General features: G+C 70.6%; 15 protein-coding genes. 11 read left to right on the plus strand and 4 right to left on the minus strand.

All coding sequences use genetic code 11. From position 1 onward, the window contains the following. The first annotated feature begins 5 nt into the window (after positions 1 to 5). Positions 6 to 989: a folate-binding protein gene (locus RPQ07_RS20100; protein WP_313945546.1), complete on the plus strand. Its 984-nt coding sequence runs from the start codon at positions 6 to 8 to the stop codon at positions 987 to 989. Between the two features lie 54 nt (positions 990 to 1043). On the opposite strand, the gene dtd is transcribed toward RPQ07_RS20100, so the two are convergent. After that, positions 1044 to 1481, minus strand: a complete 438-nt coding sequence (dtd, locus tag RPQ07_RS20105; RefSeq protein ID WP_313945547.1) for a D-aminoacyl-tRNA deacylase — start codon at positions 1479 to 1481, stop codon at positions 1044 to 1046. Between the two features lie 149 nt (positions 1482 to 1630). Here dtd and RPQ07_RS20110 point away from each other — a divergent pair, with 149 nt between their 5' ends. The 3 genes from RPQ07_RS20110 to RPQ07_RS20120 are packed head-to-tail and all read left to right on the plus strand — an operon-like array spanning position 1631 to position 4508. Beyond that, entirely contained in the window at positions 1631 to 2230 is a 600-nt protein-coding gene (locus tag RPQ07_RS20110) for an ABC transporter substrate-binding protein (RefSeq protein ID WP_313945548.1), read from the plus strand. Between the two features lie 43 nt (positions 2231 to 2273). Next, complete coding sequence (locus tag RPQ07_RS20115) at positions 2274 to 3239, plus strand: asparaginase (protein ID WP_313945549.1); 966 nt, start codon at positions 2274 to 2276, stop codon at positions 3237 to 3239. A gap of 24 nt (positions 3240 to 3263) precedes the next feature. After that, positions 3264 to 4508 carry a GNAT family N-acetyltransferase gene (locus tag RPQ07_RS20120; protein WP_313945550.1) on the plus strand — a complete coding sequence of 415 codons (1245 nt, stop codon included), beginning with the start codon at positions 3264 to 3266 and terminating at the stop codon, positions 4506 to 4508. 153 nt (positions 4509 to 4661) lie between these two features. Here the strand turns inward: RPQ07_RS20120 and RPQ07_RS20125 are convergent, their stop codons facing one another. After that, entirely contained in the window at positions 4662 to 4829 is a 168-nt protein-coding gene (locus RPQ07_RS20125; RefSeq protein ID WP_313945551.1) for a hypothetical protein, read from the minus strand. Positions 4830 to 5052: 223 nt separating this feature from the next. Between RPQ07_RS20125 and RPQ07_RS20130 the strand changes: the two genes are divergently transcribed. The 4 genes from RPQ07_RS20130 (at position 5053) to RPQ07_RS20145 (ending at position 9089) form a co-directional block, all read left to right on the plus strand. Then, positions 5053 to 5931 (plus strand): winged helix-turn-helix domain-containing protein, encoded by an 879-nt coding sequence (locus tag RPQ07_RS20130; protein ID WP_313945552.1) that lies wholly within the window; start codon positions 5053 to 5055, stop codon positions 5929 to 5931. 168 nt (positions 5932 to 6099) lie between these two features. Further along, positions 6100 to 6801, plus strand: a complete 702-nt coding sequence (locus tag RPQ07_RS20135) for an HAD family hydrolase (RefSeq protein ID WP_313945553.1) — start codon at positions 6100 to 6102, stop codon at positions 6799 to 6801. 192 nt (positions 6802 to 6993) lie between these two features. Beyond that, positions 6994 to 7869, plus strand: a complete 876-nt coding sequence (locus RPQ07_RS20140) for a winged helix-turn-helix domain-containing protein (protein WP_313945554.1) — start codon at positions 6994 to 6996, stop codon at positions 7867 to 7869. A gap of 89 nt (positions 7870 to 7958) precedes the next feature. Continuing rightward, positions 7959 to 9089 carry a phosphotransferase gene (locus tag RPQ07_RS20145; protein ID WP_313945555.1) on the plus strand — a complete coding sequence of 377 codons (1131 nt, stop codon included), beginning with the start codon at positions 7959 to 7961 and terminating at the stop codon, positions 9087 to 9089. On the opposite strand, the gene RPQ07_RS20150 is transcribed toward RPQ07_RS20145, so the two are convergent. Both RPQ07_RS20150 and RPQ07_RS20155 read right to left on the minus strand, forming a co-directional pair. Continuing rightward, a complete protein-coding gene (locus RPQ07_RS20150; RefSeq protein ID WP_313945556.1) occupies positions 9057 to 9836 on the minus strand; it encodes an ABC transporter permease in 780 nt (259 codons plus the stop codon). The two genes, RPQ07_RS20145 and RPQ07_RS20150, sit on opposite strands and share 33 nt — an antisense overlap. Beyond that, positions 9829 to 10773: an ATP-binding cassette domain-containing protein gene (locus RPQ07_RS20155; RefSeq protein WP_313945557.1), complete on the minus strand. Its 945-nt coding sequence runs from the start codon at positions 10771 to 10773 to the stop codon at positions 9829 to 9831. The genes RPQ07_RS20150 and RPQ07_RS20155 overlap by 8 nt, the downstream gene beginning before the upstream one ends. 104 nt (positions 10774 to 10877) lie before the next feature. On the opposite strand from RPQ07_RS20155, the gene RPQ07_RS20160 reads away from it, so the two are divergent. The 3 genes from RPQ07_RS20160 (at position 10878) to RPQ07_RS20170 (ending at position 14526) form a co-directional block, all read left to right on the plus strand. Further along, positions 10878 to 11663, plus strand: a complete 786-nt coding sequence (locus RPQ07_RS20160; protein WP_313945558.1) for a TetR/AcrR family transcriptional regulator — start codon at positions 10878 to 10880, stop codon at positions 11661 to 11663. A gap of 39 nt (positions 11664 to 11702) precedes the next feature. Continuing rightward, positions 11703 to 12377 (plus strand): helix-turn-helix domain-containing protein, encoded by a 675-nt coding sequence (locus RPQ07_RS20165; RefSeq protein WP_313945559.1) that lies wholly within the window; start codon positions 11703 to 11705, stop codon positions 12375 to 12377. A gap of 73 nt (positions 12378 to 12450) precedes the next feature. Beyond that, positions 12451 to 14526 carry an AAA family ATPase gene (locus RPQ07_RS20170; protein WP_313945560.1) on the plus strand — a complete coding sequence of 692 codons (2076 nt, stop codon included), beginning with the start codon at positions 12451 to 12453 and terminating at the stop codon, positions 14524 to 14526. Positions 14527 to 14539: the final 13 nt, after the last annotated feature.

Raw genomic sequence — 14539 nt, forward strand, 5'->3', positions numbered from 1 at the left:
TGCGCATGCTGCAACATTCACGTACAGCCAGCCCGCTGCTGTCCCGGCCCGGCGCCGTCCCCGCCGAGGGACACGACGAAGGGGTCGCCGCGCACTACGGCGACCTGTTCCGTGAGCAGCGCGCCCTCGCGGACGGCCGGGGTCTGGTCGACCTCTCCCACCGCGGTGTCGTCGCCGTCACCGGTGACGACCGGCTGAGCTGGCTGCATCTGCTGCTCACGCAGCATGTGAGCGACCTTCCGGCGGGCCAGGCCACCGAGTCGCTGATCCTCTCCGCCCACGGCCACATCGAGCACGCGCTGTATCTCGTCGACGACGGCGAGACGGTGTGGATGCATGTCGAGCCGGGCACCGAGGAGGCGCTCATCGCCTACCTGGAGTCGATGAAGTTCTTCTACCGGGTCGAGGTCGCCGAGCGCACCGCCGAGATCGCGGTGGTGCATCTGCCCGCCGGCTCCATCGCCGAGGTCCCGAACGGCGTGGTCGTACGCGAGACCCCGCACGGCCGCGATCTGTTCCTGCCGCGCGCCGACCTGGAGTCGTACGCCGACGCGAACGGCCCTCTTGCCGGAATCCTGGCCTACGAGGCCCTGCGCGTGGAGACCCACCGCCCGCGCGTCGGCTTCGAGACCGACCACCGCACCATCCCGCACGAGCTGGGCTGGATCGGCTCCGCGGTCCACCTCCAGAAGGGGTGCTACCGCGGGCAGGAGACCGTGGCGCGCGTCCACAACCTGGGGAAGCCGCCGCGCCGGCTGGTCTTCCTGCACCTGGACGGCAGCGAGGTCCATCTGCCCGGCCCCGGCACCCCGATCCGGCTCGCGGCCGACGGCGAGGAGGGCCGCAAGCTCGGGTTCATCACCACCTCCGCCCGCCACCACGAGCTCGGCCCGATCGCGCTGGCGCTGGTGAAGCGCAATGTGCCGGTGGACGCGGAGCTGCTGGCTGGCGACACGGCGGCCGCACAGGAGACGGTCGTCGAGCCGTAGGGGTCCGTCGTTCGGACCTGCCGGGCTCGCGTGCCCCGGCAATCCGCCGGCCGGTCAGATCTCGATCAGTACGGTGAACGGGCCGTGATTGGTGAGCGAGACCCGCATGCTCGCCCCGAACCGGCCCGTCTGCACCGTCGCCCCCAGTGCCCGCAGCTGCGCCACCACCTCGTCCACCAGCGGCTCGGCCACCGGCCCCGGCGCCGCCGCGTTCCAGGTGGGGCGGCGGCCCTTCCGGGCGTCCCCGTAGAGAGTGAACTGCGAAATCACCAGCAAGGGCGCATTCACGTCCGAGCAGGACTTCTCACCCTCCAGGATCCGCAGCGACCAGAGCTTGCGGGCGAGCTGCGCCGCCTTCTCCTCGGTGTCCTCGTGGGTGACTCCCACCAGCACACACAGGCCTTCGCCGATGATCTCGCCGACCGTCTCGGAGCCGGACTCCTCCGTCACGTCGACGCTCGCGCCGTCGACCCTCTGCACCACTGCACGCATACAGACCAACCTATCTGGGGCTGAACGGGTGCAGAGCGCCTGCGTCGGACGGTTCGGGAGTGGCACGATGCCATGAGGCGGTGCATCCCCCCGGCCCTTCCGGGCCTGCGGAGACCTCATGCACCGGTCGAGGGGACGGACATACGCACATGAGTACATCTGGCGCCGGGCAGACGGCAGGTCCCGTTTCGATTCCCGCATTCCCGCCGGCGGCGGCGTGTGCGACCCGCCCGCCCCAGCAGCGCACCGCGGACGCCCTGCCGGAGCCGCCGCAGTACGACCTCCCCGCCCTGCGTCTGCCCGAGCTGCGGGTGCTACGCCGTGAGGCCCAGCGCGACGAGGCGGACCTCAGCTATGTACGGCGGCTGCTCCAGGGCCGGATCGACATCCTGCGGGCCGAGCTCGCGCGGCGTACGGACCCCGAGACCCCGGTCGTGGACCGGCTGTCGGAGATCCTCGCCGACACCCCGTCCCGGCACCGCTCCTCCGCCCGCCATGTGACGCTCTCGACGCCGCACGGCGAGGAGTACCGGCGGCTCGCCGCCGACATGCTCTCCGATGTGGAGCTCTCCGACCTCGACGCCCGGACGGACGAAGAGCTGCACGCGGGAATGGGACAGCTGATCCGCTATGAACAGCAGGTGTCACGCCGCCGGCAGCTGCTGCAGCACACCGCGGACGATTGCAGTGCCGAGATCGCCCGCAGGTACCGTGAGGGCGAAGCGCAAGTAGACGACCTGCTCACCTGAGGCGACCGTGCCGGGAGCGGGTTCCCGCCCCGGAAGGCCGACGATGAGCTCCACCTCCGCCAGCACCGCCATACCGCCGGTCCTCGCCGAAGTCGTACGTTCCGGCTTCGTCGAGGGCCATCACCGAGGGTCTCTCGTCGTCCTCGCGGCCGACGGCAGTGTGGAGTTCGCGCTGGGCGACCCGGCGACCCCCGTCTTCCCACGCTCCAGCAACAAGCCGATGCAGGCCGCGGCCGTCCTCCGGGCCGGGCTCGACCTCTCGGGGGAGCGGCTGGCGCTGGCGGCCGCGAGTCACTCAGGAGAAAGCTTTCACCTCGATCTCGTACGGAAGATGCTCGCCGAGCACGGCCTGACGGCGGACGAGCTGCGGACCCCGCCCGATCTGCCGCTGGACCCGGTCGAGGCCGAGACGTACCTCGCCGCGGGGCAGGTGCGCGACCGGGTCACCATGAACTGCTCCGGCAAGCACGCCGCGATGCTCGCCGCCTGCGCCCGGGCAGGCTGGGACCGTACGACCTACCTCGACCCGGCGCACCCGCTCCAGCAGCTGGTGCACGAGGTCGTCGAGGACGCCTCCGGGGAGCAGGTGGGTGCGGTGGGCACCGACGGCTGCGGAGCGCCGCTGATGGCGATCAGCCTCACCGGGCTCGCCCGGTCCTTCCGCTCCTTCGTGCTCGCCGGCGCCGGCACGGCCGAACGACGGGTCGCCGACGCGATGCGGGCGCACCCGGAGTACGTGGCGGGCACCCGCAGGGCCGACACCTGGCTGATGCAGGAGGTGCCGGGCGCGCTGTCCAAGATGGGCGCCGAGGCCGTGCAGGCGGTGGCGCTGGAGGACGGCCGCGCGCTGGCCTTCAAGGTCGACGACGGCGGGAGCCGCGCGCTCGGGCCCGTGCTGGCCAGGGCGCTGCGCCTGATGGGTGTGGACGCGCCGGTGGTGGCGAGGATCGGCCGGATGCCACTGCTCGGCGGCGGGGCCGAGGTCGGGGAAATTCGCGCGACTTTCTGACGGCCGCGTGCTTAGCGTGGGTGCATGAGCGTCGAGACCCGCATCGCGACCGAGTCCGAATACCCCGACTGGCTGCGCGCGTTGGCCACCGGCTTTCTGCGCCCGCCCGCGATCACCGACGAGGAGATCGCGCTGCGCCGTGCGCACACGGATCTCAGCCGGGTGCGGGGCGCCTTCGACGACGGCCGCTGTGTCGCGACGTACCGCACCTTCGAGCAGCGGCTGACCGTGCCCGGCGGCGGCACGGTGGCCGCGAACGCCGTCTCCAACGTCACGGTCAGCCCCACCCATCGCCGCCGCGGGCTGCTCAGCCGGATGATGACCGCGGACCTGGCGGAGGCCAAGGAGCGCGGTGACGTGGTGTCGACGCTGATCGCCGCGGAGTACCCCATCTACGGCCGGTACGGCTTCGGGCCCGCTGCCTGGCTCACCGAGTGGTCCGTCGACGTCCCGCGCACGGGTATCGACCCGCGCTGGTCCGGCCCGTCCGACGGCGGCCGTGTCGACCTGGTGGACGGCACCGACGTCCGCAAGCTCGGTCCGGAACTGCATCAGCGCCTCGCCGCCGTGCAGCCGGGCTTCGTGAGCCGCGACGAGCGCTGGTGGCAGCTCCACACGGGCCAGGCCCTGCCGCCGGGCGACCCGTGGACCGAGCCGTTCTACGCCGTTTACCGCGCGGCGTCCGGCGAGATCGAGGGCCTGCTCTCCTACCGGGCGGACGACCGCTGGGGAGACGCCAAGCAGCCGCTGAACACGGCGTCGGTACGCGAACTGCTGGCGCTCACCCCGGGCGCGGAGCGCGCGCTGTGGCACTTCGTCTGCTCGGTCGACTGGATCACCACGGTGAAGTCGGGCAGCCGCGCCCCGGACGACCTCCTCCCCCTGCTCCTCCCGGACCCGAGGGCGGCGCGGATCCTGACGCACGCCGACTTCCTGTGGGTGCGGATCCTGGACGTCGTACGGGCGCTGGAAGCCCGTACGTACGAAAGCTCGGGCACGCTGGTGCTGGAGCTCCACGACCGGATGGGCCTGGCGGGCGGCCGCTTCCGCCTGGACGCGTCCCCGGAGGGCGCGACCTGCGCCCCGTCGACGGACACCCCGGATCTGACCCTGGACATCGCGGAGTTGGGGACGCTGTACCTGGGCGACGAGTCGGCGGTACGGCTGACGGCGCTCGGCCGGGTGGAGGAGAACACGGCGGGAGCGGCGCGGGTGGCGGACGGGGTGTTCCGTACGTCGAGGCGCGCGTGGTGCCCGGACGTCTTCTGAGGTCTGCGAGGTGTGCCCGGGCACGTCCTGACGTCAGCGGCATGGGAGTGCCCGGACACCTGTGACGTCTGCGGCGCGAGGGCCGCTCGCGCGGTGATGTCCGGGCGTGGGTTGCGCTCGGTGCGCTCGGTGGTGCGTGGGGAGTTGTGCCTGTCAGCTGCCGGCGCTGATGGCGGGCGTGATGAGGAGAATGCCGCCGATGCCGGCGCAGGTGGCGTTCTCGGCCTTGACTCCGATGGTCAGCAGAGCGAGCCCTACGGCGGCGACGAAGCCGTACCGCAGCTGCACGTACTGCTCGACAAAAAGGGCGATCAGGGGCACGGCGATCCCTCCTCGGGCTGGGGAGTGGAACGGCAGAGGTGCGGATTCGTCCGCACGCGGCACCCGTACGACGGTGGACGGGGCGGGGTGGCGCGGTCTTCGAGTTGCGGGAAGTTGGTCAAGTTGGTTGCCAACTTCACTTGAGTTGTCCCCACTTGGTCGCAACTTGAAAACAAGTTGCGGGTAACTCCCGTCAGATAGACTTAAGTTGTAACGTTCTGTCGTGACCCACGAGCACAGTGCACTCAATGGCACCAAGCCCTCGCACCGCGAAGTGGCTGACATCCTGACCGAGCGCATCCGGGTCGGCCGACTCAGGGCCGGCGAGCGCATGCCCACGCAGGACACCCTGGCCGAGGAATTCGGCGTGGAGCGTCGAGTGATCCGGCAGGCGCTCGACCTGCTGCGGGACGCGGGTCTGCTCACGGCCGGCGTCCGGGGCGCACCGGCACGCATTGCCCTGCCGCGCGAGACGGACCCTTCGGCGGAGCCGCAGCAGACCGCCGCCGGGCTGCGACCGCGAGTGATGGAGGCGTTCCAGGCTCCGCACGTGACCATCGACGCCATCTGTCTCACCGCCGAGTCGCTGAATCTGGCGCTCGCCGACCCGTTGCAGCTGATGCGCTCGGGTCAGGTCACCCCGGAGAGTGTGACCGTCCGTCTGCTGCTGCCCTCGCGCGATCTGGACATCGCCTTTCCCCGGGCCGCGGAGGACGCGGCGGACGAGAGGAAGGTCCACGAGCACTGGCTGTCGCTGCGCAACAGCCACGGCCTGGTCCTGCGCTCCGGCCTCAGGGCGCTGCGTACGACGCGGGGCATCGACGTCGACGTCACACTGAAGGCGCTGCCCTTCACCCCGCCCGTGAAGCTCTATCTGCTGAACGGCTCCGAGGCGCTGTTCGCGTACTACACCGTGACGAAGCGCGAGGAGCAGATCGGCGACACCCCCACCGTGATCTACGACGCGCTGGGGAGCGACTCGTGGCTGTTCGCCTTCGACCGTGACGGCGGGGCGCGGGACGAAGCCTTCCTGATCCAGTCGCAGGCTTGGTTCGACGGCCTGTGGGGCACGCTTGCCTCGGACATCACCCTCGCCGGCTGAGCTGCCCGGAGGCCATTGAGGTTCGCGCCGGGGGCCTGGAGGGTGGCGAGGCGCAGGGGGTCCGGTAGCAACGTCACTGCTCCCCCTGTTCATTGGGGGCAAGATGGGGTGCGAAGACACCAGCCGACTCTCTGCCCGAACGGACGGATCGACGAGAGGTATCCGCACGTGACCGGTCCGCTCGACCTCCTTTCGGCCGCCAAGTGCGTGCTCTTCGACTTCGACGGCCCGGTGTGCCGACTTTTCTCCGGCCATCCGGCTGCGGACGTGGCCGCAGCGATGCGCGCCCTGAGCCGGCACCGGTTCGGTTACGACGTGCCGGTGCCCGCCGCCTCCGCCGACGACCCCCACGCCGTACTGGGCGTCGCAGGCCAGGAGCGACCCGGCAGTGAGCTGGTCCTGGAACTCGAGCGGCTGCTCACCGAAGAGGAGCTGCGGGCCACGTCGACTGCTGAGCCGACCGTCGGCGCGGGGCGCCTGATGGAGCTGCTGAGCGGAAGAGGCGTACGACTCGCCATCACCACCAACAACTCGCCGCGGGCAGCGTCGCAGTATCTCGAAGACCGTGGCCTTTCGGCCTACTTCGACGGGCACGTCCACGGACGCACCGCGGACCCGGCGCTGCTCAAGCCGAATCCGCACTGTCTGCGCCGGGCGCTGGAGACCACGGGGTTCACGGCGGAGAAGTCGCTGATGATCGGCGACTCTCCCGCGGATCGTGAAGCCGCCGGTGCGCTCGGGGTTCCCTTCCTCGGGTATGTCCGGAACGACGCGAAGCTCCGGCGTCTGAGGGGCCGCGAGCCACTGGTGTACATCGGCTCCTACGGCCCGTTGATCGAGGCGTTCGAGGCTGGTCACCGAGCGGAGTGACGGCAGTGTACGACGCATGACTTCGTCCCTTCGGGAGCTCTGCCCGTGCGGCCGAAGGTACGCCCGCTCACTGCGGTCTTGGCAGCTCACAACGCCACCCGACCTGTCTGCCAAGTGACCGTTCAACATGTCTTGTTGACTGCTCATGGCGGACTTGCGACGCATGGTGAACGACTGTTGTAGCTTTCTTGAATGGCTTTGACGGGGCGTGAGGGCGAGAAGCATGGCGTTCCCGGTCGGCACAAGTACCTGCGCATAGCCGAAGACCTCCGCGAGCAGATCGCCGACAACAGGATCGAGCCGGGCGAACAGGTCCCCAAGCAACGGGTGCTGGCACAGCAGTACGAGGTCTCCTTGGTAACCGTTCAGCATGCCCTGAAGATCCTGCGGGCGTGGGGACTGATCGATGAGGGCGGGAAGGGGAGGGGGCCTCGCGTGGTGGCGGGCCACACGACGCCGCAGACCCTCGACGACTGGGTGGCCGAGGCGTTCGCCGCCGCCGACGTGTCTCTCGATGTCTGGTCCCTGACCACCGAGAATCTCAGCCAGATCGTGGCTCAGCAGGTGGTGAGGATCAGGGCGGGGAAGGCCCCGGTGCCCGAGTCGATCAGGGCGCGGGTGCTGCTGCCGAGTCTGGTGGTCGATCACGGCCTACCGGAGTTGATCAGCGATCCGACGGACCAGCGCCCGTTGCGGAGACTGCGAGGAATCATCCGAACCTATGCGCGGCAGCTGGAGCACTCTCTGCTCTCCGTGGCGGAGTACCGGAGACGGGCCAGTGTGCGAGTGGAGATCCGCTCGCTGCCCACGCTCCCGCAGCAGAAGTACTACATCCTCAACAACTCGGTCGCGCTCACCAGTCTCTACGAGGTCCGCCGCAACGAGGTGCGCGAACACGGAGACAGCCCGCCCATGGCGATCCGTGACCTGATGAGCAGCTCGGAACCCTTCACGTGGAAGCCGACGGCGGGCGGCACGGGGCAGGACAGTGCCTACTTCCACAAAGTGCGCGAGCAGTTCGAGTCCTACTGGTCGAATGCCGAGGCCTCCATGGACTGGGGTGAGTGACTTCGGAGCAAACCTTCAACCACTGGGTCTGCTGGGGAGGTAACTTCCTCTCTCAGTCTGAACCGGGCGGAACGCTGAGGGCGCGCTACATGACAGTCGATGCGGCATCTGAAATCCGACGGCGAGCAGCCGCGCTGAGCAGCGACGGCCAGGATGTGGAAGGCCCTCTGGAGGGCTACCACCATGAGGCGTACGCCTTTCGTCTGCCGGTCGAGAACCCATTGGCGGCCCACTCCCTCCGAGGCAAGTTGCGCGTGCCGCGCCCGGGACTGCTCTGGTTCGACCGGCGCTGCTTCGCCTCCGAGGACCGCTTGCTCATTGCCCTGCAGGGCCGGGTCTCGCGTATCCCCGAGACCGCCGAGATCGCGGACGGTGTGTTCCTCCAAGGGTTCATCGAAGGCCGGACGCTGGAGGGCGGCGCCTCGTGCCAACGCTCCCTGGGCGCACGGCATGTCACTCAACTCGGCCGGCTGTTCAGGGAATTGACGGCCATCAAGCCGGATGAATTGGACGACATAGCGCGGGTCCCCACCCTGACGGGGTCTTCTTCGGTGGACAGCGACTCGGCGGATGACGACTCGGCCGGATTTCTGCGAGGGCTCATCCGCTTCACCGAGCATGAGGTGTACCGGCGCAATGCGGGAGTATTTGGAACGCTTCTCAGCACGCTGGGGGTTCATGAACAGGCGTTGGCCGAGCTGTCCGAGTCCGCCTCCGGTCTCGGACGACGCCCGTTCACCCTCCTCCACGGCGATCTCCACCGCAAGAATCTGATTGTCGACTCCAGCGGCGACCTCTGGTTCATCGACTGGGAGCTCGCCATGATCGGGGATCCGCTCTACGACCTGGCGACCCACCTGCACCTGATGCACTACACGAAGAGGGAGGAGCAGCGGATCTGCGAGGTGTGGCGGGAAGCGGTCGAGTACGCGAAGCCCGGCTGCTCCGCACACATGGGACACGATCTTCCGGTCCTGATGGCATACAAGAGGGTGCAATCAGTCATCACGGATGTCATCCGCACTGCCGAGGAGATCAGGGCGGCATCGGAGGCGGCTGAGCGGCTTCTGCCGGATGCGGCGCGAAAGGTGCGGCGGGTCCTGGCGGCGGCACAGGAACAACTCGGGCTGACGAGTGTCCCCTCGCTGCACCGGGTGATCGCCGCCTATGCCGACTGGCTCAAGTCCTCACCGCGTCCGCATCCGGAACAGCACCCCTGACGCCCCCGTCGCCACCGCCATGATCACCGCGCACCACGCCAGTGCCGCCCAGGGTGTCGTGCCCACCGGCTGGGAGAGCAGCAGGCCGCGCAGGGACTCGATCAGCGGGGTCACCGGCTGGTGGTCCGCGAACGAGTGGAGCCAGCCCGGCATCGTGTCGATCGGGACGAACGCGCTGCTCGGGTAGGGCAGGAACGACATGAAGAAGGTGAAGCCGCCCGCCGCTTCCGGGCTTCTCGCCAGCAGGCCGACCGCCGCCGCGAGCCAGGAGATCGCGATCAGGAACGCGATCAGGATGCCGCCGGCCGCCAGCCAGGCCGCGGGGGAGGCCGAGGGGCGGAAGCCGACCAGCAGGGCGACCGCGAGGACCAGGGCCGTGGAGAGCAGGTTGCGCAGGGTGCTGGCGGCGACATGACCCGTCAGGATCGCCGTGCCGCCGACGTCCAGGGAGCGGAAGCGGTCGATGATGCCGCCCTTCATGTCCTCGCTCACCCCCACCGCGGTGGTCGACGCGCCGAAGGCCGCGCACAGGACGAGGATCCCGGGCACCACGTACGTCACGTACGCCGTCCCGGTGTCGATGGCTCCGCCGAAGAAGTAGATGAAGACCACCATCATCATCAGCGGCAGCATCATCGAGGTGATGACGGCGTCGATGTTGCGCCGGCTGAGACGGATGCTGCGGCCGGACATCGTCATGGCGGCGGTCAGCGCGGGCGACACCGTACGGCTCAGGGCGTCAGACATGGGCGGGCTCCTTGCCGGTCAGAGTGAGGAAGACGTCGTCGAGCGTGGCCTGCCGGACCGAGAAGCGGACGATGTCGCGCCGCTGCGGGTCGAGTTCGTCCAGCAGGGCGCGGACCTCCGCGGCGGTTCCGTCCGTCGGGAAGCCGACGGTGAGGGTCTCGGGGGAGCGGTGGACGGAGCGGCCCGGTGCGCGGGACTCGATCCGCAGATACGCCGCCGCGTCGGTGAGGACGAGGTCGAGGCGGTGGCCCGCGACCCTGGCCTTGAGTTCGTCCGCCGTGCCCTCCGCGACGAGCCTGCCGCCGTCGACGAGCGCGATACGGTCCGCGAGCCGGTCGGCCTCCTCCAGGTACTGCGTGGTCAGGAACACCGTCGCGCCCCCGGCGGACAGTTCGCGCACCACCTGCCACAACTCGGCGCGGCTGCGCGGGTCGAGGCCGGTCGTCGGCTCGTCGAGGAAGACCACCTCGGGCCGGCCGACGAGTCCGGCGGCGAGGTCGAGGCGGCGGCGCATCCCGCCGGAGTAGGTGACGGTCCGTCGGCGGGCGGCGTCCGTGAGGCCGAACCGTTCGAGGAGTTCGGCGGCCCGCTGCTTGGCGGCCGGGCGGGACAGTCCGCTCAGGCGGCCCATCATGCGGAGGTTCTCCTCGCCCGTCTGCTTCTCGTCGATCGCCGCGAACTGGCCGGTCAGGCTGATGGCCCGGCGCACCCGCGTCCGTTCGCGGACGATGTCGTACCCGGCGACGCGCGCATCTCCGGCGTCGGCGGTGGTGAGGGTGGCGAGGATGCGGACGGCGGTGGTCTTGCCCGCGCCGTTCGGGCCGAGCAGCGCGAAGACGCTGCCCGCCTCGACCCGCAGATCGATGCCGTGGAGCACTGCGACCTTCCCGTACGCCTTGACGAGGCCGGTGGCCTCGACGGCGGCTGGCTGGTTCATGACGGACTCCCCCTCTAATGCGTATGCCATACGCGATACTGTGTAAGGGTTACGCATTACTAGGATGTGCGTCAAGGCGGAACGGGGCAGCGAGGCGGAGAGCGATGACGGACACCAGCGGCGACGGCGGCGGTACCGGGCTGCCGGCCAGCATCGAGGCGGCGTGGGGCCTGCGGGACCGTCCCGCGAAGGGGCCGAAACCCGGACTCAGCCTGGAACGGATCGTCGCGGCCGCGGTCGCCCTCGCGGCGGCGGAGGGGCTCGGCGCCGTGTCGATGGGGCGGGTCGCCAAGGAGCTGGGCGTCTCGACGATGTCCCTGTACCGGTATGTCGCGGCCAAGGACGAGCTCTACATCCTGATGCAGGAGGCGGTCGTCGGTATGCCCCCCGAGCCGCCCGGCCCGGACGCGGACTGGCGGGAGGCGACGGCGGCCTGGGCGAGCGCGCAGCGCGAGGTCTTCCACCGCAATCTGTGGGCCCTGCGCATCCCCATCTCCGGCCCGCCGGCCACGCCCAACTCGGTCGCCTGGTGGGACCAGGGCCTCGCGGCGCTGGAGGGCACGGGGCTGGACGAGGGCGACAAGATCTCGGTGATCATGCTGGTCGGCGGCTTCGTGCGGAACGAGGCGCTGCTGATGGCGGATCTGGCGGCGGCGGTCGCGAGGAGCGGCGCCGGTCCGGAGGAGGCCATGCGCGGCTGGGCCAACACCGTGAAGCGACTGGCGGATCCCGTCCGCTATCCGTCGGTGGCCAAGCTGATGGAGTCCACGGCGATGTTCGAGCCGGACGAGCCGGGGTCCGACTTCGCCTTCGGGCTGGAGACGATCCTGGACGGTGTCGAGGCCCTGATCCGCAGGCGGGGCGGAGCGGGCCCGTGCGCGGCGGGGTGATCACCCCGGCCGCGCGCGACGGTGCGTAGGCTCGGGCCCATGAGCGGTGGCACGGGCCTGCGGGAGCGCAAGAAGCAGCAGACGTACCGCGCGATCTCGGACGCCGCGATCGCGCTCTTCCTGGAGAAGGGCTTCGAAGCGGTCTCCGTCGCCGAGATCGCCGCGGCGGCCGACGTCTCCAAGCCCACGCTCTTCCGCTACTTCCCGGCCAAGGAGGATATGGCGCTCCACCGGTTCGCCGACCACGAGGACGAGGCGGCCCGCGTGGTGGCCGCACGGGAGCCGGGGGTCTCACCACTGGACGCGCTGCTGGGGCACTTTCTCGACGGCCTCGACCGCGGCGACCCCGTGACCGGGCTCAGTGACGTCCCGCAGGTGCTCGCCTTCCACCGGCTGCTGTACGGCACGCCCAGCCTGGTGGCCCGGCTGTACGCGTACCAGGCGCGGTCCGAGGAGGCGCTGGCGGCGGCGCTCGACGGCGGAGAACCCCGGGCGGGAGCCGCGGACGGTGGCGGCGCCCCGGTGACCGCCAGGCTCGCCGCCGGGCAGATCATCGCCGTCATCCGCATCCTGGCCGAGGAGAACTGGCGCCGGATCGCCGCAGGTGAGAGCGCTGAGGATGTGCGTCCGTCCGCGGTGGACGCCGCGCGGCTCGCCTTCGCGCAGCTGCGCAACGGTCTCGGCCAGGTCGGCCAGGTCGGCCAGGTCGGTTAGGGCAGCCAGGGCAGCCAGTCACCTTGATGAGTCTCGGTTAAAAATGTAACTCGGTTACGTTATTCTCGATGGAATGACGGCACCCGACGACGCACTCAGCCATGCCCTCACCCAGGAACGCACGTTCCACGACGCCTGCCGCGCAGCCCTGACCGGCATGGTCGACGGTGCGGCCCAGGACGTCGTCGACGGCGAGAACGCCTTCGCCTCGGGCGCCGACGCCGAAGTCCTGGGGTACGAACTGCGCAGCCGGGCCAAGGCGTTGAGCGAGGAGCCGGACAGCCCGCTCTTCTTCGGCCGCCTCGATTTCGCACGGGAGGCGACCGCCGGCGAACACCGCGGGCAGAGCTACCACATCGGCCGCCGCCGGATCACCGAACATCCCTCCGCGCCGCCGCTCGTCGTCGATTGGCGCGCGCCCGTCTCCCGCGCCTTCTACCAGGCGGGCCCTCGCGATCCGCACGGCGTGGCCGTGCGCCGCCGGTTCGGCTGGGCGCCCCTGAGCAAGGGCGATTCGGCGGATCTGACCGGCATGGAGGACGAACGGCTCACGCGGCCCCCCGGCCCCGCCACCGACGGCCTGGCGCCCGGCCCCTCCCGTACCAGCCGTACGAGCGCCATCGTGGCCGACGAGATCGAGCGCCCCCGGGTCGGACCCATGCGGGACATCGCCGCCACCATCCAGCCCGAGCAGGACGACCTCGTACGGTCCGGGCTCGCCGAATCGCTGTGCGTGCAGGGCGCTCCGGGCACCGGCAAGACCGCAGTCGGGCTGCACCGGGCCGCCTATCTCCTCTACACCTTTCCGCAGCGCATCCGGCGTGGCGGGCTTCTGATCCTCGGGCCCAACCGCACCTTCCTCTCCTACATCTCGGCCGTCCTGCCCGCGCTCGGCGAGACCGGCGTCCGGCAGTCGACCGTGGACGACGAGATCGCCCGTCACGAGGTACGCGCGCAGGACGGCGCGGCCGCCGCGGCGGTCAAGCACGACGTCCGGATGGCCGAGGTGCTGCACCGGGCCCTGTACGCACGGGTGGTGCCGCCCACGGGGCCGGTCGTCGTACCCGACGGCTCGTATCGCTGGCGCGTCCCGCTCGCCGAACTGCGGCGCATCGTCGACGAGGTGAGGGCCGAGGCACCGCCGTACGCCGTGGGACGGGAGCGCGTCCGTACCCGCGCCGTCCGCGCGATCCTGCTCCAGGCGGAGCGGCGCGCCGGGCCGATGGGAAACGCCTGGGTGCAGCGGATCAGCCGTTCCCGCCCGGTGTCCGCGTTCGTCGACGCCGTCTGGCCGCGGACGCAGCCGGAGGAGGTCCTCACCGGCCTGCTGACCGACCCCGCGGATCCGCTCCTCACCGCGGTGGAGCAGGACGCGGTCAGGTGGGCCAGGCCGCCGCGCTCGTACAGATCCGCGCGGTGGAGCGCGGCGGATCTCGTACTCCTCGACGAACTCGCCGGGCTGATCGAACGCCCCGACGGCTACGGCCACATCGTCGTCGACGAGGCGCAGGACCTGTCGCCCATGCAGTGCCGGGCCATCGCGCGGCGCGCCGGGTTCGGATCGCTGACCGTGCTCGGCGACCTGGCCCAGGGCACCACACCGTGGGCGGCCGGCAGCTGGCCCGAGCAACTGGCCCATCTCGGCAAGGCGGACGCGGCCGTGGTCCCGCTGACCGAAGGGTTCCGTGTCCCGGCGGCCATCGTGGCCTTCGCGAACCGGCTGGTTCCCTCGCTCGGTGTCGACGTGCCGCCGGCGCGTTCGCTGCGGGGCGACGGCGCCCTGACGGTCAGCGAGGTCGACGACGTGGTGGCCGCGACGGTCACGGCCGTACGGGCGGCGCTGGAGCACGAGGGCTCGGTCGGCGTGATCGCGGACGAGCCGGACACCCACCGGCTGCGGGCCGCGCTCACCGCGGCGGGCATCGCGACCGCCGCCGCGGACGACCTCGCGGCGGACGCCCGGGTCACCGTGCTGCCCGCGGCGGTGGCCAAGGGCCTGGAGTACGACCATGTCGTCGTCGCCGAGCCCGCCGCCATCGCCGGGGCGGAGACCCGTGGCCTGCACCGGCTGTATGTCGTCCTCACCCGGGCCGTGTCCCGGCTCGACGTCCTGCACACCCGCCCGCTGCCGGGCGAACTCGGCACGTAGGGACCGGTGGGCG

It is taken from the genome of Streptomyces sp. AM8-1-1 (assembly GCF_032229325.1).
Lineage (GTDB): Bacteria > Actinomycetota > Actinomycetes > Streptomycetales > Streptomycetaceae > Streptomyces > Streptomyces achmelvichensis.